General features: G+C 64.5%; 19 protein-coding genes and 1 pseudogene. 7 read left to right on the top strand and 13 right to left on the bottom strand.

Annotated elements, in window-relative coordinates; genetic code table 11:
• Positions 1-11 precede the first annotated feature (11 nt).
• Positions 12-1,409, top strand: coding sequence for a dihydrolipoyl dehydrogenase (gene lpdA, locus SAMIE_RS04400; RefSeq protein WP_066698450.1), 1,398 nt, complete (start codon positions 12-14; stop codon positions 1,407-1,409).
• A 172-nt stretch (positions 1,410-1,581) separates the two neighbouring features.
• Positions 1,582-1,992: pseudogene (locus tag SAMIE_RS24090) on the top strand (phosphatase PAP2 family protein); the annotation flags it as partial.
• Positions 1,993-2,001: 9 nt separating this feature from the next.
• On the opposite strand, the gene SAMIE_RS23725 reads toward SAMIE_RS24090, so the two are convergent.
• The 11 genes from SAMIE_RS23725 to SAMIE_RS04460 all read right to left on the bottom strand — a co-directional run bounded on the left by SAMIE_RS23725 (position 2,002) and on the right by SAMIE_RS04460 (position 11,078).
• Complete coding sequence (locus SAMIE_RS23725; protein WP_066698444.1) at positions 2,002-3,489, bottom strand: DUF2142 domain-containing protein; 1,488 nt, start codon at positions 3,487-3,489, stop codon at positions 2,002-2,004.
• Between the two features lie 58 nt (positions 3,490-3,547).
• The gene (locus tag SAMIE_RS04415) at positions 3,548-4,477 is read right to left on the bottom strand and encodes a hemolysin family protein (RefSeq protein WP_066698442.1); all 930 of its coding nucleotides are present in this window, start codon (positions 4,475-4,477) and stop codon (positions 3,548-3,550) included.
• A gap of 8 nt (positions 4,478-4,485) precedes the next feature.
• On the bottom strand, positions 4,486-4,998 hold the full coding sequence (gene ybeY / locus SAMIE_RS04420; RefSeq protein ID WP_066698435.1) for an rRNA maturation RNase YbeY: 513 nt from the start codon (positions 4,996-4,998) through the stop codon (positions 4,486-4,488).
• Positions 4,995-5,996 carry a PhoH family protein gene (locus SAMIE_RS04425; protein WP_066698432.1) on the bottom strand — a complete coding sequence of 334 codons (1,002 nt, stop codon included), beginning with the start codon at positions 5,994-5,996 and terminating at the stop codon, positions 4,995-4,997. The genes ybeY and SAMIE_RS04425 overlap by 4 nt, the downstream gene beginning before the upstream one ends.
• 101 nt (positions 5,997-6,097) lie before the next feature.
• Positions 6,098-7,462 carry a tRNA (N6-isopentenyl adenosine(37)-C2)-methylthiotransferase MiaB gene (miaB, locus tag SAMIE_RS04430; protein ID WP_066698430.1) on the bottom strand — a complete coding sequence of 455 codons (1,365 nt, stop codon included), beginning with the start codon at positions 7,460-7,462 and terminating at the stop codon, positions 6,098-6,100.
• A gap of 9 nt (positions 7,463-7,471) precedes the next feature.
• On the bottom strand, positions 7,472-8,230 hold the full coding sequence (locus SAMIE_RS04435) for a lysophospholipid acyltransferase family protein (protein WP_066698429.1): 759 nt from the start codon (positions 8,228-8,230) through the stop codon (positions 7,472-7,474).
• Positions 8,231-8,235: 5 nt separating this feature from the next.
• Complete coding sequence (locus SAMIE_RS04440) at positions 8,236-8,658, bottom strand: Fur family transcriptional regulator (protein ID WP_066698427.1); 423 nt, start codon at positions 8,656-8,658, stop codon at positions 8,236-8,238.
• 115 nt (positions 8,659-8,773) lie between these two features.
• A complete protein-coding gene (locus tag SAMIE_RS04445; protein WP_066698425.1) occupies positions 8,774-9,199 on the bottom strand; it encodes a MucR family transcriptional regulator in 426 nt (141 codons plus the stop codon).
• A gap of 112 nt (positions 9,200-9,311) precedes the next feature.
• Complete coding sequence (locus SAMIE_RS04450) at positions 9,312-9,791, bottom strand: GNAT family N-acetyltransferase (protein ID WP_066698422.1); 480 nt, start codon at positions 9,789-9,791, stop codon at positions 9,312-9,314.
• The gene (gene tsaB / locus SAMIE_RS04455) at positions 9,788-10,414 is read right to left on the bottom strand and encodes a tRNA (adenosine(37)-N6)-threonylcarbamoyltransferase complex dimerization subunit type 1 TsaB (RefSeq protein ID WP_066698419.1); all 627 of its coding nucleotides are present in this window, start codon (positions 10,412-10,414) and stop codon (positions 9,788-9,790) included. The genes SAMIE_RS04450 and tsaB overlap by 4 nt, the downstream gene beginning before the upstream one ends.
• Positions 10,415-10,499: 85 nt before the next feature.
• Positions 10,500-11,078 carry a NifU family protein gene (locus SAMIE_RS04460; protein WP_066698990.1) on the bottom strand — a complete coding sequence of 193 codons (579 nt, stop codon included), beginning with the start codon at positions 11,076-11,078 and terminating at the stop codon, positions 10,500-10,502.
• Between the two features lie 95 nt (positions 11,079-11,173).
• Here SAMIE_RS04460 and SAMIE_RS04465 point away from each other — a divergent pair, with 95 nt between their 5' ends.
• The 3 genes from SAMIE_RS04465 (at position 11,174) to SAMIE_RS04475 (ending at position 16,312) form a co-directional block, all read left to right on the top strand.
• Complete coding sequence (locus tag SAMIE_RS04465; RefSeq protein ID WP_066698416.1) at positions 11,174-11,644, top strand: pyridoxamine 5'-phosphate oxidase family protein; 471 nt, start codon at positions 11,174-11,176, stop codon at positions 11,642-11,644.
• Positions 11,645-11,929: 285 nt separating this feature from the next.
• Positions 11,930-13,315 carry a DEAD/DEAH box helicase gene (locus tag SAMIE_RS04470; protein WP_066698413.1) on the top strand — a complete coding sequence of 462 codons (1,386 nt, stop codon included), beginning with the start codon at positions 11,930-11,932 and terminating at the stop codon, positions 13,313-13,315.
• Positions 13,316-13,426: 111 nt separating this feature from the next.
• Complete coding sequence (locus tag SAMIE_RS04475; protein WP_066698410.1) at positions 13,427-16,312, top strand: M16 family metallopeptidase; 2,886 nt, start codon at positions 13,427-13,429, stop codon at positions 16,310-16,312.
• A 3-nt stretch (positions 16,313-16,315) separates the two neighbouring features.
• On the opposite strand, the gene SAMIE_RS23285 is transcribed toward SAMIE_RS04475, so the two are convergent.
• Together SAMIE_RS23285 and SAMIE_RS04480 are read right to left on the bottom strand one after the other, a co-directional pair.
• Entirely contained in the window at positions 16,316-16,471 is a 156-nt protein-coding gene (locus SAMIE_RS23285) for a hypothetical protein (protein ID WP_162849029.1), read from the bottom strand.
• Between the two features lie 151 nt (positions 16,472-16,622).
• A complete protein-coding gene (locus tag SAMIE_RS04480; protein ID WP_126516741.1) occupies positions 16,623-16,934 on the bottom strand; it encodes a hypothetical protein in 312 nt (103 codons plus the stop codon).
• A gap of 111 nt (positions 16,935-17,045) precedes the next feature.
• Here SAMIE_RS04480 and istA point away from each other — a divergent pair, with 111 nt between their 5' ends.
• Together istA and istB are read left to right on the top strand one after the other, a co-directional pair.
• Entirely contained in the window at positions 17,046-18,560 is a 1,515-nt protein-coding gene (gene istA, locus SAMIE_RS04485; RefSeq protein ID WP_030093251.1) for an IS21 family transposase, read from the top strand.
• Positions 18,547-19,275, top strand: coding sequence for an IS21-like element helper ATPase IstB (istB, locus tag SAMIE_RS04490; RefSeq protein ID WP_054590669.1), 729 nt, complete (start codon positions 18,547-18,549; stop codon positions 19,273-19,275). Before istA ends, istB begins: the two co-directional genes overlap by 14 nt.
• The last annotated feature ends 18 nt before the right edge of the window (positions 19,276-19,293 follow it).

The following is a 19,293-nucleotide window of genomic DNA, read 5'->3' on the forward strand; positions in this document are numbered from 1 at the left end:
GAGAAGACATCATGGCTGAGAATTACGATCTCATCGTTCTGGGCTCCGGCCCCGGCGGCTATGTCGCGGCGATCCGCGCGGCGCAACTGGGCCTCAAGACCGCTATCGTCGAGCGTGAAAATCTGGGCGGCATCTGCCTCAACTGGGGCTGCATCCCGACCAAGGCGCTGCTGCGGTCGGCGGAAATCTACCATTATATGCAACATGCGGCCGACTATGGCCTTGCGGCCGAGAAGATCAGCGCGGACATCGCGGCTGTCGTCAAACGCTCGCGCGGGGTCGCCAAGCAGCTCAATCAGGGCGTCACGCACCTGATGAAGAAGAACAAGATCGCCGTCCATATGGGCGAGGGCAAGCTGACCGGGAAAGGCAAGCTGTCCGTTACGAAGGATGGCAAGACCGAGGAACTGACAGCGAAGAATATCATCCTCGCCACCGGCGCGCGGGCGCGCGATCTGCCGGGCGTGCCCGCGGACGGCAAGCGGGTGTGGACCTATCGCCACGCCATGACGCCGCCGGAAATGCCGGGCAAGCTGCTCGTCATCGGATCGGGCGCGATCGGGATTGAGTTCGCCAGCTTCTACAATGACATGGGCGCAGAGGTGACGGTCGTCGAGATGATGGACCGCATCGTGCCGGTGGAGGATGCGGATGTTTCCGCCTTCCTCGAAAAGGCGCTGAAGAAGCAGGGGATGACGATCCTGACCGGCGCGGGCGTCAGCGACATCAAGGTCAGCGACAAGGGCGTTTCCGCGAAGCTCAAGGACAAGGCAGGCAAGGAGACGGTGGCCGAGTTCAGTCATATGATCGTCGCCATCGGCATCGTTCCCAATACCGCCGACATCGGGCTGAAAGAACTGGGCGTGGCGGTGGACGAGCGCGGTTTCCTGAAAACCGACGAAATGTGCCGCACCAATGTCGAGGGGCTGTGGGCCATCGGCGACATCACCGCGCCGCCATGGCTGGCGCACAAGGCGAGTCATGAGGGCGTGATCGCCGCCGAAGCCATCGCAGGCAAGCATCCGCACGCCATGGACGCGCGCAACATTCCCGGCTGCACCTATTGCCATCCGCAGATCGCCAGCGTCGGCCTCACCGAAGCCAGGGCGAAAGAGGCTGGCTATGATGTGAAGGTCGGCATGTTCCCCTTCATCGGTAACGGAAAAGCCATCGCGCTGGGCGAGGCGGAGGGCTTCACCAAGACGGTGTTCGACGCGAAGACGGGCGAACTGCTGGGCGCGCACATGATCGGCGCGGAAGTGACCGAGATGATCCAGGGCTATACCATCGGGAAGACGCTGGAGACGACCGAGGCGGAACTGATGCATACGGTCTTCCCGCATCCGACCATTTCGGAATCGATGCACGAAAGCGTCCTCGCCGCCTATGGGCGCGCACTCCATATCTGACCGGGGCATCCCGCTGCGAAAAGGCGCAGTGGCTTTGGCTCTCGCGCTTTTTTGCGTGCTGATGATCGCGCTGGCGCAGCGGGCGGGGTGGCTGGACGGTGTGAACTTCGGGTTGATGGAGGCCGCCGGGCGCGGCCGCGAGATGGCTTTGGGCGGGCAGGTGACGACCGTCATGCGACTGGTTTCGGCAGTCGGCGGGACGGGGGGACGCCTGGCCTTGCTGGGTGTGGTCCTTCCTGCGCTGCTGTGGTTCGGCTGGCGGCGGTCGGCGCTCTGGCTGGCGCTGACGATGGCGGGCGGGACGCTGCTGAACCTTGCGCTCAAGCAGATATTCGCCGCGCCGCGTCCCGACCTGCTGCCGCATCTCGACATCGTCCACACATATAGTTTCCCGAGCGGCCACGCGGCGGGGAACATGATGGTCTTCGGCGCGCTGGCGATGCTGGCCGGGGGGCGGGGAGCCTATGCCGCGGCAGGCGCGATGATCGCGCTGATCGGGATCAGCCGCGTCTGGCTGGGCGTTCACTGGCCGAGCGACGTGACCGCCGGATGGATCGAAGGGGTCGGCTGGCTGATCTTCTGCCGGGGCTGGCTACCAGCGGGGAGAGGGCAGGACGAGCGTGCGCGCGATGCTGCCGTGCGGGGGCATCCCGTCGCTGGTGATGAAGCCGTGGACCCAGAAACTGTCGAACACGGTCAGAGCCGCGATCAGCAATAGCGCGACGGCGGTCCACATCCGCAGTCGCACCGCGCCACGCCACGCGCTTTCCGGCGACAGCGCCAGCAGGATGAGGGGCAGTACTGGCAGGAAATAGCGCCCCTGCGTCCCCTGGATATAATCGGCTCCGAGCGGTGTGCCGGTCAGATACATGGCGGTTTCAATGAGCAGTGCGACACCCGCCGCGATGGCCAGCCACCAGAGCCTGTGGCCGATCCCGAACCGCTCATCGGCGCCGCTCGCGACGCTTGCGGCGAGCATGAGGCAGGCGAGGGGATAGGCGAGCAGGGGCATCAGGATGGCGTTCCAGCCGAAGCGGCCCACGATCTGAAGCGCATAGACGGGCGCGCGCTCCTGTATGCTGGCGGCGAGGACACGGACATAAGCCGCCGGGTCGGCAAGGATGATGGCGAGCTGGTCGCGCAGCGGCGCTGTCATCATCGTCTCGCCGGTCCTGCGCGACTGGATATGATAGAGCGCCTGACTGCCGCCAGACATGTGCATCCACCCGGCGAAGGCGACCGCTCCCCCTGCCGTGGCGGCAAGGAAAATAAGCAGCCTCCGGTCTCGCGCTCCCGATGGCCAGCGCAACCCGGCAGCGAGCAGCGGCAGGTAAACGCCCTTGCAGAGCGCCAGAAGCGGGGCGGTGAACAGCAGTGCGGCGGATCGTGCGGGCGAGGCTCCCGCCGCGCCGATGCGCAGCGCCAGCGCCAGGCCGAGGAAGCCCAGCCCATTGATGATGGCGTCAGGGGACAGCGATCCGGTCTGGTAGGCGAAGGTGGGCAACAGCGCCGCGCCCAGCATCGCGTTTCGTCCGAACGGCAGCAGGCGCAGCGCGGCCGCCAGCAGCGACAGACCCACAAGCGCGTTGACCGCCCGCCCGACATAAAAGGCGTGAATCCACGGCAGTCCGGCCCATTGCCCGAGCAGGATGCCCGCGCTCCCCGGCGCGTAGAGGGTGGGCGGATAGCTGGCGACGTTGGGAAAGTCGCCGAAGCGCCGCCCCGGACGGGCCGCATCTGCCGCCGCGCTGCGGGCCAGCGCCGCGCGTTCGAACCGGCGGAGCGTCGCGGGCACATCGGTCGGAAAGTCGGCGGCCTGGATGGCGTGGCCCGCGTGGGGGAGATCGGCGCCGATCATCTGCCCGTTCCGGCGGGCGAGGACGGTCCCTTCGGAAAGGGCGAGCGCCTTCATATAATGCTGATTCTCGTCGGGCGCCTGAAAGGGCGGAGTGACGATCGCGAAGAATAATGTCGCCACAAATATGAGAGCGAAGAGCGTCTTTTCGGCCATGCTCCATGGCATGACGTGCGACGAGGTCGAACGCGCCGCGCCCTCAAATCTGGCTCGCTCCTGTCGCATGGGGGCGCTCTAGCGCGTCGGGCTTAATATTTCGCGACTGTTGTCGGATGTTTCCGGCTCAGTCTTCCGGAATATCCTGCCCGGCGGGGGGATGGAGCCGCAGCCGTGTCACGCGGCGTCCGTCGCTGGCGACGATTTCGAGTTTCCAGCCGCTCTGCTCATGTTCGAGTATCTCGCCGGGGTCGGGAACCCGGCCCGCCAGCACGAAGGCGAGACCGCCCAGCGTGTCGACATCTTCCTCGACGTCGGCGAGCCTGGGGTCGACATCCTTGGCGACGTCGTCCAGTTCGGCGCGGGCATCGGCTTCCCACAGGCCGCCGTCGAGCGGCACCAGCATCGCTTCGGGCGCGTCGTCATGCTCGTCCTCGACCTCGCCGACAATCTCTTCGACCAGATCCTCGAAGGTCAGCAGCCCTTCGGTGCCCGAATATTCGTCCAGCACGATGGCGAGATGCGTGCGCTTGGCGCGCATTTCCGCGAGCAGATCGAGCGCGCCCATGCTTTCGGGCACATAGAGCGGCTGGCGGATCAGCGGCTCCAGCGTTTCGGGCACCGGCGCCTTGCCTGCGAGGATAGCGAAGGCGTCGCGGATGTGGATCATGCCCACGATGGTGTCGAGATTTTCGCGATAGACCGGGATGCGGCTGTGCCCCGCCTCGGCAAAGAGCGCGGCGAGTTCGTCGAAGCTCGCCTTTTCCTCGATGGCGATGATGTCGGCGCGCGGCACCGCGACATCGTCGACGGTATGCTCGGAAAAATGGAGGAGGTTGCGCACCATCTGCCGCTCGATAGCGGAAAGGTCGCCCTTGGCAGGCGGCGGACCTTCGCCGTCCTCGCTGTCCTCGTCATATTCGTCGAGCGCTTCTTCCAGTTCCTTGCGGAGACTGGTTTCCTCGCCCTCGCCGAACAGGAGTGACTTGATGCCGCTCCATATGCCGCCTTCGCTGCTACTGTCCGCTTCTTTCGAAGTGGCGCTCTCGTCAGCCATGATGTCGTTCAATCCCCTGTTTGCCGATCCCCATAAGGGTCGGAAAGTCCGAGCGAGGCAAGCGCCGCTATCTCCAGCGCTTCCATCGCTTCGGCCTCATTGTCGTCCATATGGTCATATCCGAGCAAATGAAAAGTCCCGTGAACCATCAGATGCGTGGCGTGATCCACCACGGATATGCCCTTTTCCGCGGCTTCGGCGGCGCACACGCCCTCCGCCAGCACGATGTCGCCCAGCAGAACCTCGCCATCGTCGGTGTTGGCGGTCGCCTGAAGCAGGTCGTCCTGCACCATGGGAAAGGACAGGACGTTGGTCGGTTTGTCCCTGTCCCGATAGGCGCGGTTGAGGCCATGGACCTCCTCATCGCTCGTCAGCTTGACGGCGACTTCGTAGAGCGCCTGGTCATGCGCGAAATGCGCGTAAGGGCTGTGCGCGACGGCCGCTTCGACCGCTCGCTGCGCCAGCAGTTCCCAGTCCGCTTCCGGCCAGCCTTCCTCGTGCAGCAGGGCGACTTCGATCACGCGTCCGGCCCTTCATAGGCCTGAACGATGCGTCCGACGACCGGATGCCGCACGACATCGCCGATGCCGAACGGCACCATGGCGATGCCCTCGACGCCCTGAAGCCGTGCAACCGCGTCGGCGAGACCGGAAACGCCCGGCTGCGGCAGATCGACCTGCTTGGGATCGCCGCAGATGACCATGCGGCTGCCTTCACCGAAGCGGGTGAGGAACATCTTCATCTGCGCGATGGTGGTGTTCTGCGCTTCGTCCAGCACGATGAACGCATTGGCGAGCGTGCGTCCGCGCATGAAGGCGAGCGGCGCGATCTCAATCTCCCCGGATGCGATGCGCCGCTCCACCTGTTCGGCGGGCAGCGTGTCGTAAAGCGCGTCGTAGATCGGGCGGAGATAGGGATCGACCTTCTCCTTCATATCGCCGGGCAGAAAGCCCAGCCGCTCACCCGCCTCGACTGCGGGGCGGGAGAGGATCAGGCGATCGACGCTGCCGGTGATGAGCTGGCTCACCGCCTGCGCGACGGCGAGGTAGGTCTTGCCGGTGCCTGCCGGACCGAGCGCGAAGATGATGTCGTTGCGGGTCAGCGCTTCCATATAAGTGACCTGCGTCGCGCTGCGCGGGACGATGGTCTTCTTGCGCGTGCGGATCATGACCTTGGGCGGTTCGGCCACGTCATGCCGGATGATGCCGTCGAGCGTGGGTTCGGACGACATGGCGATGACCGCCTCCACCGCGCCGGTGTCGATTTCCTGTCCGGCGACGATGCGGTTGTAGAGGCCGGTCATGACATCGCGCGCCCGCGCCGCCGCTTCGGCATCGCCCTCGATCTGGAGCTTGTTTCCGCGTGCAGCGATGTAGACACCCAGACGGTTTTCTATCGCGACGAGGTTCTGGTCATACTGGCCGAACAGCGTCGTCAACAGGTGCGGACGGTCGAACGTGACTTCGAGGCGGGCGCGCTCGGCGGTTTCGGCGCGGTGGTGATTGGGCTTTTTCGACATTCAGCGGCCTCCCTTTCTCGTCTTTCTCCCTCGTGCGGCAACAGGCGACTGTCGGTCGGGGAGACGGGTTCCCGTGAGAACGGGATTGACGAGGCTTTGGTTCAAGCGGCCTTCCTCCTGCTGAGTTCACCGGCCAGACTGTTCGGACCGGCACTGACGATATCGACTTCAACCATGTCGCCGATGGAAAGCTCCGGCGCGGTGACGACGACTGACTGGAGCCATGGCGATTTTCCGATGAGCTGGCCGGGATGGCGGCCCTTGCGCTCCAGCAATATGGCGGTGGTCCGGCCGACGGTTGCGGCGTTGAATTCCGCCTGCTGCCGGTTGAGCAGCGCCTGAAGCCGGGCAAGCCGTTCGTCCATCACTTCCGCCGGGATCTGATGATCCATGTCGGCGGCAGGCGTTCCGGGGCGGGGGCTGTATTTGAAGGAATAGCATTGCGCGTAGCGCACCTGTTCGACGATCCTGAGCGTATCCTCGAACTCCGCGTCGGTTTCTCCGGGGAAGCCTACGATGAAGTCGCCGGAGATCGCGATGTCCGGCCGCGTTTCCCGAACCCGCTCGATGATCCGCAGATAGCTTTCCGCGCTGTGGCTGCGGTTCATGGCCTTGAGGATGCGGTCGTTGCCGGCCTGCACGGGGAGGTGGAGGAACGGCATCAGTTTTTCCACTTCGCCATGGGCGGCGATCAGGCCGTCGCTCATGTCATTGGGGTGGCTGGTCGTGTAGCGGATGCGTTTCAGGTCGGCGATCTTCGCCAGTTCGCGGACGAGACCGTCCATGCCCTGCGGCCGCCCCCTGTCATCCTCGCCGGTCCAGGCGTTGACGTTCTGCCCCAGCAGCGTGATTTCGCGCGCGCCGCCGTCGACCAGCGCCTTGGCCTCATCGACGATGGCGTTCCAGCTCCGGCTGATTTCCGCCCCGCGCGTGTAGGGCACCACGCAATAGGTGCAGAATTTGTCGCAGCCTTCCATGATGGTGAGGAAGGCGGTGGGTCGCGCCTGCTTGGTGCGGGCGGGGAGGGCGCCGAACTTGGACGCGAGCGGCATATCGGTGTCGACCGCCGCTTCGCCGCGCCCGGCCTTCCCGATGAGGTCGGGGAGGCGATGATAGGCCTGCGGCCCGACGACGATGTCGACATTGCGCGCGCGGCGCTGGATTTCGCCGCCCTCCGCCTGCGCAACGCAGCCCGCGACCGCGATCATCGGGCGTGTACCATCTTCCCGCGTCAGGCGGCCGATGTCAGAATAGACCTTGTCCACCGCCTTTTCGCGGATATGGCAGGTGTTGAGGATGACGAGGTCGGCTTCCGCGCCCTCCGCAGCCGGGGCCATGCCCTGCGTGCCCAGCATTTCCGCCATGCGCTCGCCATCATAGACGTTCATCTGGCAGCCGAAGGATTTGACGTGGAAAGTCTTCGGCTCGGTTCTGGCAGGCTTTCGCGGCGTGTCGTTACGATTCATGCGGTCCAGCTATACAGGGTCGATATGCGCAGCGGAAGGGCGCTGATGCGCGACAATGCTTTGCGCGATCCGTTCCCGCGCCAGTGCGGCGATGGCCTTGCGGTCGGCACAGGCGGAAGGATCGAAGGGTTCGAGGAAGCGGATGGTGACGGGGAGGACGCCCCTGCGTTCCAGCACCCGCTTCGCGTTTGCGCCTGCCGCCTCATCGCCGGTCCACGCGATGCCGGATGCCGCGTCACCATAGTCGATATGCACCGGCTGTATCATCACGGGGCGGGGCGGGGGCAGGAGAACGGCGAGCAGGGCGGCCTTGAAGGGCAGCAGCGTGCGCCCGTCGCCCGTGGTGCCTTCGGGGAAGAGCGCGACGGGCTGATGCCCCAGCATCGCAGCGCGCAGGGCGTCGATCTGACCCGTGAGACCGCCGCGCCGTTCGCGCGAAACGAACAGCGTGTTGTTCTGCGCCGCCAGCCATCCGATTGCGGGCCAGCGCGCCACATCGTCCTTCGAAACGAAGGCCGCGCCGGTTGCGCCCCCCAGCGCCAATATGTCGATCCAGCTTATATGGTTGGACAGGATGAAGATGTCGCCGCCTGAAGGCCGCCCCTCAACCCGGACGCGCGCGCCTGTCGACCGGGCCGCCATTGCGAGAAATCGGCGCGGCCACGGCGAACGGACGCCCAGAGCGCGCCAGATCAGGTGGAGCGGAAGGCAAAGCAGAAGGCTGGCGACCAGCGCGCCGATCCGCCTCCATCGGCGCAACATGGCCAAGTGCGTCAGTTCTTCCGGTCGAGCGCCACGCCGTAAAGCTCCATGCGATGATCGACCAGGCGGAAGCCCAGCTTTTCGGCGATCTGCTTTTGAAGCTGTTCCAGTTCGGGATCGACGAATTCGATCACGTTGCCGGTTTCGACGTCGATGAGATGATCGTGATGGGATTCTGGCGCTGCCTCATATCGGGCGCGGCCGTCGCCGAAGTCGTGGCGTTCCAGAATGCCCGCTTCTTCGAACAGGCGCACGGTGCGGTAGACCGTCGCGATGGAAATGCCGGGGTCGATCGCCGCCGAACGCTTGTGCAATTCCTCGACATCGGGATGGTCCACGGCGCTGCTGAGAACCTGGGCGATCACGCGCCGCTGTTCGGTGATGCGCAGGCCTTTTTCATGGCACAGGGCTTCGACGTCGATTTTGCGGTTCATGAACGCTCGCTTGTTGATCCGGCGGAAAGTGGAAACAGCCTAGACCGTTTTGCGAATACAGGAAAGGGGCGCATGGTCGTGCGCCCCTTTCCGAATTTCCACGTGGCCGGAGCCTTTACTTGGCCGGGCGGGTGCGGCGACGCTTGGTGCCCAGGCCGATTTTCTTTGCGAGACTGCGGCGCTGTTCCGCATAGTTGGGCGCAACCATCGGATAGTCGGCGGGCAGGCCCCACTTGGCGCGATAGTCGTCCGGCGTCATCTGATAATGGGTCATCAGGTGACGCTTGAGCATCTTCAGCTTCTTTCCGTCCTCAAGGCAGATGATGTAGTCAGGCTTTATCGAAGAGCGGACAGATACCGCAGGCTCGGGCTTTACTTCCGGGACAGGGGCGGGCTGGCTCAGGCCAGCAAGCGCGGCGTGGACATTCTGTATGAGCGAAGAGACATCCGAGACAGCGACACTGTTGTTTGACACATGTGCTGCCACGATGTCTGACGTCAAAGTAATGAGCAGCTCGTTCTGGGCGGATTCGGTTTCCATTTTTTAATATCCTGCGAAGAATGGATTTGCGCGACCCGCCCGAGGAGAATGTTTCATGAGCGGTATGAATCCGACTAGCCTGCCGTAGAGCATTTCGCAAGCCGTTATTCAATTAACCTGTCATATCTATACGAAAACTCAGTGCATCGTGAAGATTGCCATCATTACCGCGATAGTAACCGGGACGACGATGTACATATTCGAAGCCGCATCTCTCATAAAGACGTATGGCGGTGTTGGTCGAGCGAACCTCCAGATTCATGGAGATAATTCCCCGACGCCGGGCCTGTGACAGGCTGTCCTGTAAAAGCGTTACGCCTATCCCGCGCCCGCGCCACAGGGGCGTCACCGCGAGCAGCAGCAATTCGCATTCGTCGAGCACCGAACGGACGAGGGCGAAGCCCAACGGCGCAGCGTCCAGGCGCGCAATCGTGAGCCAGGTGCCCGGCATGGTCATCACGCCCGCCAGTTGCGGAAGCGTCCAGGCCTCCCCGAATGCGGGATCGAACGCGCTCGCCATCACCTCCATCGCGTCGGCCAGCGCGTTGCGATCGGTGTCGTCATAGTGATCCAGAACGATGCCCGCCATCATGCCGATGCACGCTCCGCCATCGTCTTCGCGTCTGCTGCCCGTCCGTAGACAGGGCTGGGGGGCAGGGGCGGCAGGTCCGCGATCAGGGGGTAGTTGGCCGCGTCGGGATAGAGGGTAATCGCCGTTCCGGCGCCGCGCGCCGTCACCAGCGCTTCGGCGCCAGTGCCGTAGAAGAAGGATGCGTCGAGCTGCCGTGCAAGGGCGGCAATGGCAGTCGAAGCCACGGAGGCCGAGGGGTTGCGCCCGCTTTCGTCGAATTGCTGCCAGAAGAGTTCGCCGTGGCCGCCGGTCATCGTGACGATGATTGGCCCGCCTTCGTGGCTGCGTGCCGCCTGTGCGGCGATGAGCGCGGGCGTGCTATAGCCGTGGACCGGAATGCCCCATGCCAGCGCCAGTGCGCGCGCCGCAGCGATGCCGATGCGGACCCCGGTGAAGCTGCCCGGCCCGACCGCAACGGCTATGGCATCGGCACGTCCTCCGTCGGGAAGTGCGGCGATTGCGGGAAGCAGAGCCTCTGCATGGCCGCGCCCGACAATGTCGTGAAAGCCTTCGACAGGGCGGCCATCATTGAGCAGGGCGACGGACAGAGCCTGTGTCGCAGTGTCGATCACCAGAAGGCGCAAGCGGAACTCCCGTCAGGCAGCCGCCCGATCGCGGCCCGTCCTCGCGGTTAGTCCATCCTCCTGCGTTTGCCAAATGTCCAGACGGTCAGACGGCGCGCACTTCGGTGACTTCGGGCACATAATGTTTCAGCAGTTGTTCGATGCCGTTCTTGAGCGTGGCGCTGGACGAGGGGCAGCCGGCGCAGGCGCCCTGCATCTTGAGGTATACCGTGCCCTTGTCGAATCCGCGATAGACGATGTCTCCGCCATCGTTGGCGACCGCGGGGCGGACGCGCGTTTCGATGAGGTCGCGGATCTGTTCCACGATCTCCGCGTCTTCCGGATCGTCCGCATAAGCGCTTTCGTCGTCGGCAGGGACGCTGATGCCAGCGGCGCTGCCCGGCGCGAAGAGTGGCATGTTGGCGGAAAAATGATCGAGCAGCGTCGCGAGGACATCGGGCTTCACTGTGCTCCATTCCGCGCCGGGGGCGATCGTCACCGACACGAAATCGCTGCCGAAGAAGACGCCTGTCACGTCCCCCAGCCCGAACAGTGCGTCAGCGAGCGGGGAGGCTTCCGCCTCTTCGGGGCTGGCGAAGTCGCGGGTGCCGCCGCCCATGACCTCCCGTCCCGGCAGGAACTTGATGGTGGCGGGATTGGGTGTGAGTTCGGTCTCGATCAGCATGGCAGCCATGTGGCGATGCGCGTGGCGAAGATCAAGCGTTTCGGAACTTCGCGCGGCCCTGTCGATTGGGGACAGCAAACGCAAGGAGACAGGCCATGACCGATACGAGCGATATCCGCGACCGCTTCTGGAAGGAATTGTCGACCAGCCCTTTCCTGATGCTGGGTCTGGAAGGTAGCGCGGAACATAGTCTGCCGATGACGGCTCAGCTCGATCCGAACGCCAGTCATTGCTTCTGGTTCTATACGTCAAAGGACAACCGTCTCGCGCCCGGCGGTCCGGCCATGGCTCAGTTTTCCGCGAAGGATCACAGTCTTTTCGCTTGCATCGAAGGCACTTTGACGCCGGAAACCGACCCGGCCATTATCGACCGCTACTGGTCGAAGCAGGTGGAAGCATGGTATCCGCAGGGCCGCAACGATCCCGGCCTGCTGATGCTGCGTTATGACCTCGGCACGGCCGAAATCTGGCTTGCCGACCTGTCGCTCAAGGGCGTGTTCAAGATGATGTTCGGGGGCGATGTCCGCTCAGAAATGAAGGGCAAACATGCCGAAGTAGCGCTGTAATCCGCACGCATATAAAGACGCGGCGGCCCGGCATGTCCGGGCCGCTTGCTTTTTGCCTGCGCTTGCGCCATATGCGCCGCAGCGCAGCAGACGGCTTTTGAAAAGCCCCTCAGCGATTGGCAGCGTGATCGTTCGGCCCGAAGCAGGGCAGGACCGGCCAATGACAAGTCTGCGCTAAGCTGTTTGAGGCTTCCCTATTCACGCGGGTCGTTTCGTAACCCGCCTTGCGCCCTTGGCTTGCGTTTCGCACCAGGTCGGCGCCCGGCCGACTTGTGAGCATATCCCATGGAATTTACCGAACTTGGCCTGTCAGAGCCAATCCTGAAGGCGCTTGCCGCCAAGAAATACGCCAACCCGACGCCGATCCAGCAGAAGGCGATTCCCGTCCTGCTGGAAGGACATGACCTGTGCGGCATCGCGCAGACGGGCACGGGCAAGACGGCGGCGTTCGCGCTGCCGAGCCTCGATTATTTCGCCCGTAATCCCAAGCCCACGCCGATCCTGGGCTGCCGGATGCTGGTGCTGTCGCCCACCCGCGAACTCGCGGCGCAGATCGCGCAGAGCTTTCGCGACTATGGTCGCTTCATGAAGCTGTCGGTGGAAACCGTGTTCGGCGGCGTGCCGATCAACAAGCAGATCCGCGCACTGTCGCAGGGCGTCGACATCGTCGTTGCGACGCCCGGCCGCCTGCTCGACCTGATCGACCAGCGCTGCTTCACGATCAAGGACACCGAAATTTTCGTCCTCGATGAAGCCGATCAGATGATGGACATGGGCTTCATCCATCCTTTGAAGCGCATCGCCAAGCTGCTGCCGCGCGACCGGCAGAATCTGTTCTTCTCGGCAACCATGCCCAAGGAGATCGAGGCGCTTGCCGGACAGTTCCTCAACGATCCGGTCAAGGTCAGCGTCGCGCCGCAGTCGACCACGGCGGAGCGGGTGCGCCAGCAGGCGACCTTCGTCAATCAGGCGGAAAAGCAGGCGCTGCTGCACATTGTGCTGAAGACAGAGGACATCGACCGCGCGCTGATCTTCACCCGCACCAAGCATGGCGCGGATCGCGTCGTGCGCTTCCTTGAGGGCGCGGGCATTCAGGCTTTCGCGATCCACGGCAACAAGAGCCAGGCGCAGCGGACGACAGCGCTTCAGGCGTTCCGCCAGGGGCACTGCAAGCTGCTGGTCGCGACGGACATCGCGGCACGCGGGATCGACGTGTCGGGTGTCAGCCACGTCATCAACTTCGAAATTCCGAACGTGGCCGAACAATATGTCCACCGCATCGGCCGCACCGCGCGGGCGGGAGCGGAGGGCATAGCGATCAGCTTCGTGGCGGACGACGAGCGGCCCTATCTGAAAGCCATCGAGAAGGCGACGCGGGTCAAGCTCGACATTGTGCCGTTGCCCGAGAATTTCATGGAAGCGGTGCGCAATCTCCCCAAACCCGCGCCGTCGCGCAAGGGGCCGAGCCAGTCGCCTGCGCAGCAGGCGCGCCGGGCCGAGGGACAGCGTCGCTATCAGGACGGGCAGAAGGCCCAGCGCGGTGCGCCGGACAATGCGCATCGCGGTGAAGGCGAGGGCGCGAAGAAAAAGCCGTTCCGCCGTCGTCGCGGCGGTGGTGGCGGCGTGGGCGCGCACAAAGGTGCGGTGCAACGGACCGGCGCGCCGCGCTGAGGTCATGAGCGCGCCGCCCGCTCCGTTCGGTCGGAGCGGGCGGCGCGGCCCTGACGGGCGTGACTCATTTGTCAGTGGTCATTCAGAAATCAAACGCTAGGCTGGCTGTCTATGCGTTTATTTCCCCGCCGTTCGGCTGCTTCGCTTTCCATCCTCGCCCTTCTGCTCGCGGGCACGCCGCTCGCCGCGCAGACGGCGAAACCGGGTGCGGCAGGAGCGCAGGGCGCGACCACGGCGCAGACGCGGCCGTGGCTTTATGAAAATAGCGACGTGCCGATCGACCCGGAGTGGCGTTTCGGCACTTTGCCGAACGGACTGCGCTATGCGATCCGGCGCAACGGCGTGCCGCCGGGGCAGGTCGCGATCCGGCTGCGCGTCGATGTCGGGTCGCTGATGGAGCAGCCCGACGAACTGGGCTACGCCCATTATATCGAGCATCTTTCCATGCGCGGATCGCGCCATGTGCCCGATGGCGAGTCCAAGCGCATATGGCAGCGGCTGGGGGTCAGCTTCGGCAGCGACAGTAATGCGCAGACGACGCCCACGGGCACGACCTACGCGCTCGACCTGCCGCAGGCGACGCCCGCCAGCCTTGGCGAGAGCATGAAGATCCTCGCGGGCATGATGATCGACCCCAATATCGTGGACAGCGCCGTCGAAGCGGAGCGCGCCGTGGTGCTGGCCGAAAAGCGGGAGAGCGACGGGCCGCAGATGCGCCTGTCCGACGCTTCCCGGCAGCATTTCTTCGCCGGGCAGCCGCTGGCCGATCATGCGCCGATCGGCACCGTCGCCACCCTGACCGCCGCGACCGCCGCCAAGGTGGAGGCGTTCCACCAGCGCTGGTATCGGCCCGAAAACACCGTCATTTCGATTGCGGGGGATATGGACCCGGCGGTCATGGAGCAGATTTTGAAGGACCAGTTCGCGGGCTGGTCCGTCCCCGGCAGGGGCGCTGCGCTCCCCGATTTCGGCACTCCCGATCCCGGACAGCCCGCCACGCGCGTAGTCGTGGAACCGGGCGTGCCGCTCGCCCTGACGCTGGCATGGCTGCGCCCGTGGAAGCCGCATGCCGACACCATCGTCTACAATCAGGACAAGCTGACCGACATGCTGGCGCTCCAGATCGTCAGCCGACGGCTGGAGCGCGCCGCGCGCGCGGGCGGCAGCTTCCTGCAGGCTGGCGTAGACCAGCAGGACATCAGCCGGTCGGGCGACGGCACCTTCCTCAGCATCACGCCCACGGGGGAGGATTGGGAGAAGGCGCTGAGCGATGTGCGCGCCATCGTCGAGGATGCGAAGGCCTCCGCGCCCAGCCAGACGGAGATCGACCGCGAATATGCGCAGATGGATACGGCGCTCGCGATACAGGTCGAAAATGCCGACACCGAAGCCGGGGCGAAGCAGGCAAGCGATCTGGTGAGCGCGGTCGACATTCGCGAGACGACCGTCAGCCCGCAGGCGGCGCTCGACATCTTCCGCGCGGGCAGGCCCGCCATGACACCGCAGAAAATCCTGGAATCGACCCGGCGACTGTTCACCGCTGGCGTGTTCCGCGCGATGCTGACCACGGGCAAGCCGATACCCGGTGTCGAGGCGCGTCTGGAGGCCGCCGTTTCCGCTCCGGTCACTGCGGCATCCAATGCCCGCCTGTCGGACAAGGCCGTGACGATGGATGACCTGCCGAAGTTCGACCCGGCGGGGACGGTGGTGTCACGCAAGCCCATCGGCCTGCCGGGGATGGAGGAAATCACGTTCTCCAACGGGGTCAAGCTGACCCTCTTCGCCAATGATGCGGAAACCGAAAAGGTGCGCATCAACGTGCGCTTCGGTCGGGGACAACGGGCCTTTTCTCCCACGAAGCGGGTGGCAAGCTGGGCGGGAGATTACGCACTGGTCGCGAGCGGCATCGGCAAGCTGGGGCAGGGGGAGCTTGATGAGCTGACCAATGGCCGCAGGATCGGCATGGGCTTTGCCATCAATGACGATGCGTTCGAGTTTCAGGCCGTGACGCGCCCGGCGGACTATAAGGACCAGTTGCGCCTGTTCGCGGCCAAGCTGGCCGAGCCGGGCTGGGACCCTGCGCCCATCGCGCGGGTGAAGACGGGGGCTTCGGTCGCCTATGATGCGCTTTCGCGCTCCCCCGACGCAGTGCTCGGGCGCGATCTCAACTGGCTGCTGCATGACAGGGATGTGCGGTTCCGCACGCCCGATCTTGCGGAAATCAACGCGCTGACGCCCGAAGCATTCCGCAAGACGTGGGAGCCGATCCTCGCTTCCGGCCCGATCGACATCCAGATATTCGGGCAGGTGAAGGCGGATGAAGCGATCCAGGCGGTTGCGGCGACGTTCGGCGCGCTGCCGCCGCGGCCGGGTAAACCGGTCCCTGCGGCCAACCGCGCGATGCGCTTTCCCCGGCATGTGGAAAAGCCGGTCGTGCTGCGGCACAAGGGCGACCGGGAACAGGCGGCCGCCGTCATCGCGTGGCCGACCGCGGGCGGCTTCGCCTTGCAGAAGGAGGCGCGCCAGCTCGAAATCCTGACGCAGATCTTCAACGACCGCCTGTTCGACAAGCTCCGTTCGACGGAGGGCGCGGCCTATTCGCCGACCGTCCAGAACAACTGGCCATTCTCCTCTGAATCGGGCGGCTATATCCTCGTGACGAGCCAGGTCCGGCCTGACCGCGTCGATTATTTCTACAACGTCGTGAAGGCGACGGCCGCCGATCTCGCGAAGACGCCTGTCAGCGCCGATGAGCTGCAGCGGGCGGTGGCGCCGATGCGACAGCTTCTCGCGCGCGCCAGCACGGGGAACGCTTTCTGGATGCAGCAGATGGAGGGGACGGCGCGCGATCCGCGCTATGTCGATGCGATGGCGAGGATGGCCGAGGATCTCCTGTCCGTCACGCCCGCCCAGCTTCAGGCGGTGGCCGCGAAATATCTCATTCCATCGCGCAGTTGGGCAGCGGTCGTCCTGCCCGAAGAGGGGGAAGGGAAATAGGGGTCAGGCAGGCACCTGCTCTACCAGCAAGTGCCGGTAAAGGCGCACATATTCCAGATGAAGACTACGAATCGCGGGGTCGGCGGCCTGTTCGGCCAGTTGGAGATTTCTCTCAATTCTTTCAGCGAAATAGCTTGGGTCGTAGGGGGATTTGACCATAGACACTTGCTCCTGAACCCTGATCCATCCAAGTTTAGGAGCCTGATCTCGCAATGCAGCACGAAAATGCTGCGACTGCGTTCAATGGTTAAATATCCACGACCAGCGGTGCCTGGCAGAACGAAAATTTAACCTGTCGCAGGATCGTGCGCTATCGAACGTGGCGCAGCGCTTTTGTAATCATCGTCGCGCCACCCTCGGCGATCTGGGCTGCGCTTAGTCGGGGCCGCGAAGCGCGGCGATGGCCGATGCCGAACAGGCAGGCCAGCAGCAGTTCCTCCGCCACATCCAGCGCGTGCTCCGACAGGGCGGGATTGGCTATACAGGCAAAGTGCCGAAGCACCCCGCGAATGGCGGCACACATGTCCGCCACGATGTCACCGACCTGAACCTTGCGAAGGCTTTCCGCGAGGATGTCGAAGCTCAACGCCTCCTGCTGATCGGATACTGCATCGAGCAACATGTGGATCGGCGTGCAAAAAGGACCCCGTTAGCGGGGTGATCGGCGTCTAAAAGGGACCCCTCATTTCGATGGTTTAAGCAGCCGGCTGGATAATCAGGCGGCGAGATCGGGATGTTGGTTTTGGAGACAGTGGTTCGGATTCGGCGCGAGTATGCCGGTGGTAAGGCGATCAAGGCGATCGCGCGGGATTTGCATGTATCGCGGAAGGTGATCCGCAAGGCGATCCGGGCGCCGGAAGGCGCATTCGATTATCAGCGTAAGGTTCAGCCGTTGCCGCGGATCGGTCCGTTTCAGGATCGCCTGAACACACTGCTGGAAGAGAATGAGGTGCGCGGCAAGCGCGAGCGGCTGCGGATGACGCGGATCCATGATCTGTTGGAGCGCGAGGGTTTTGAGGGCTCCTACGATGCCGTGCGGCGCTACGCGGCGCGCTGGAAGGCCGATCGGCGCAAGGATGCCGGCGATGGTGTCACGGCCTTCATCCCGCTGATGTTCAAGCCCGGCGAGGCCTACCAGTTCGACTGGAGCCATGAGGATGTGGAGATCGCGGGCAAGCCGATGCGGGTGAAGGTCGCGCATATGCGACTGTGTGCATCGCGGGCAGTCTATGTCCGGGCGTATCCGCGCGAGAGCCAGGAGATGCTGTTCGACGCGCATGCGCGCGGCTTTGCTTTCTTCGGCGGGGTGCCAGGGCGCGGCATCTACGATAATATGAAGACGGCGGTGACGAGCGTGTTCACCGGCAAGGAACGGGTCTTCAACCGGCGGTTCCTGATCATGACCGCCCATTATATGATCGAGCCGACCGCCTGCTCACCTGCGGCGGGATGGGAGAAGGGGCAGGTCGAGAACCAGGTGCAGACGATCCGGGGTCGCTTCTTCCAGCCCCGGTTGCGGTTCGCCAGCCTCGAGGAGCTCAATGGCTGGCTGGAGGCCGAGTGTCGGCGCTGGGCGGAACGGCAGGCGCATCCTGAACAGGGCGAGCTAACCGTAGCGCAGGCGCTGGAGATCGAACGATCGGCACTGCAACCGATGTTGGGGCCGTTCGACGGCTTCAACGAGAGCGAGCATGCGGTGACGGGCACCTGCCTGATCAGCTTCGACCGCAACCGCTACTCGGTTCTCTCGACGATGGCGCGGCGCACGGTGCAGGTCCGTGCCTATGCCGACCGCATCATCGTGCGCTGCGGCGAGGAGGTTGTCGCCGAGCATCCTCGCACCTTCGGGCGTAACCGCACGATTTACGACCCCTGGCATTATCTGCCGGTGCTGGCCCGCAAGCCCGGCGCGCTGCGGAACGGCGCGCCCTTCCAGGACTGGGACCTGCCACCTGCGCTGGCGCGCCTGCGCCGCAAGCTTGGTAATGGCGACGATGCCGACCGCCGGTTCGTCCGTGTGCTGTCGGCCGTGCTGATCGATGGCCTGGATCCGGTCGAAGCGGCCGTGCGCGAAGCGCTGGCGACCGGCACGGCGAGCGACGATCTGATCCTCAACATCCTGGCGCGGCACCGCGAGCCGCCGCGCCCACTTACGATCATCACCTCCGAGGATAGCGCGCTGCGCCATCCGCCGATCGCCGACTGCGCCCGTTACGACCAGCTGAGGACCTTCGATGCAGCGGCATGACATGATCGAGGCGATGCGCGGGCTTGGGCTCAAGGGCATGGCGGGCGCGTTCGATGATGCGGTCACCACCGGCCTTCAGCGTCAGCGCACCACGATGGAGATACTGACCGACCTTCTCCGAGCGGAAGCGACGCATCGCCATGCCGCGTCGATCCGATACCGGATGGCGGCCGCAAAGCTGCCGGTCGTGAAGGACATCGACGCGTTCCGGTTCGAGGGCACACCGATCAACGAGGGGCTGGTGCGTTCATTGCACAGCGGCGCGTTCCTGCCCGCTCGGCGCAATATCGTCCTGGTCGGCGGCACGGGCACCGGCAAGACCCACCTGGCCATCGCTATCGCCGCCAATGTCGTTCGCTCCGGTGCGCGCGGCCGCTACTTCAACACCGTCGATCTGGTGACCCGTCTCGAAGAGGAAGCCAGGATCGGCAAGAGCGGCGCACTCACCGCCCAGCTATCCCGTCTCGATCTGATCGTGCTCGATGAGCTAGGTTACCTGCCGTTCGCCCGCTCAGGCGGCCAGTTGCTGTTCCATCTGGTCAGCAAGCTCTACGAGCAGACCAGCGTCATCATCACCACCAACCTCGCGTTCGGCGAATGGCCCACGGTCTTCGGCGATCCCAAGATGACCACCGCGCTCCTCGATCGCGTCACCCATCATTGCGACATCATCGAGACCGGCAATGACAGCTGGCGCTTCAAGAACCGAAACTGATCTCCGCTGCACACCGGG

This window comes from Sphingobium amiense, assembly GCF_003967075.1.
In the GTDB taxonomy this organism is placed as follows: domain Bacteria; phylum Pseudomonadota; class Alphaproteobacteria; order Sphingomonadales; family Sphingomonadaceae; genus Sphingobium; species Sphingobium amiense.

What these genes read in the sequence shown, in the direction of transcription:
- lpdA (WP_066698450.1), top strand. Translation starts at nt 12, where the DNA reads ATGGCTGAGAATTACGATCTCATCGTTCTGGGCTCCGGCCCCGGCGGC.
- SAMIE_RS23725 (WP_066698444.1), bottom strand. Translation starts at nt 3,489, where the DNA reads ATGCGACAGGAGCGAGCCAGATTTGAGGGCGCGGCGCGTTCGACCTCG.
- SAMIE_RS04415 (WP_066698442.1), bottom strand. Translation starts at nt 4,477, where the DNA reads ATGGCTGACGAGAGCGCCACTTCGAAAGAAGCGGACAGTAGCAGCGAA.
- SAMIE_RS04425 (WP_066698432.1), bottom strand. Translation starts at nt 5,996, where the DNA reads ATGTCGAAAAAGCCCAATCACCACCGCGCCGAAACCGCCGAGCGCGCC.
- miaB (WP_066698430.1), bottom strand. Translation starts at nt 7,462, where the DNA reads ATGAATCGTAACGACACGCCGCGAAAGCCTGCCAGAACCGAGCCGAAG.
- SAMIE_RS04440 (WP_066698427.1), bottom strand. Translation starts at nt 8,658, where the DNA reads ATGAACCGCAAAATCGACGTCGAAGCCCTGTGCCATGAAAAAGGCCTG.
- SAMIE_RS04445 (WP_066698425.1), bottom strand. Translation starts at nt 9,199, where the DNA reads ATGGAAACCGAATCCGCCCAGAACGAGCTGCTCATTACTTTGACGTCA.
- SAMIE_RS04450 (WP_066698422.1), bottom strand. Translation starts at nt 9,791, where the DNA reads ATGATGGCGGGCATCGTTCTGGATCACTATGACGACACCGATCGCAAC.
- SAMIE_RS04460 (WP_066698990.1), bottom strand. Translation starts at nt 11,078, where the DNA reads ATGCTGATCGAGACCGAACTCACACCCAATCCCGCCACCATCAAGTTC.
- SAMIE_RS04465 (WP_066698416.1), top strand. Translation starts at nt 11,174, where the DNA reads ATGACCGATACGAGCGATATCCGCGACCGCTTCTGGAAGGAATTGTCG.
- SAMIE_RS04470 (WP_066698413.1), top strand. Translation starts at nt 11,930, where the DNA reads ATGGAATTTACCGAACTTGGCCTGTCAGAGCCAATCCTGAAGGCGCTT.
- SAMIE_RS04475 (WP_066698410.1), top strand. Translation starts at nt 13,427, where the DNA reads ATGCGTTTATTTCCCCGCCGTTCGGCTGCTTCGCTTTCCATCCTCGCC.
- SAMIE_RS23285 (WP_162849029.1), bottom strand. Translation starts at nt 16,471, where the DNA reads ATGGTCAAATCCCCCTACGACCCAAGCTATTTCGCTGAAAGAATTGAG.
- SAMIE_RS04480 (WP_126516741.1), bottom strand. Translation starts at nt 16,934, where the DNA reads ATGTTGCTCGATGCAGTATCCGATCAGCAGGAGGCGTTGAGCTTCGAC.
- istA (WP_030093251.1), top strand. Translation starts at nt 17,046, where the DNA reads ATGTTGGTTTTGGAGACAGTGGTTCGGATTCGGCGCGAGTATGCCGGT.
- istB (WP_054590669.1), top strand. Translation starts at nt 18,547, where the DNA reads ATGCAGCGGCATGACATGATCGAGGCGATGCGCGGGCTTGGGCTCAAG.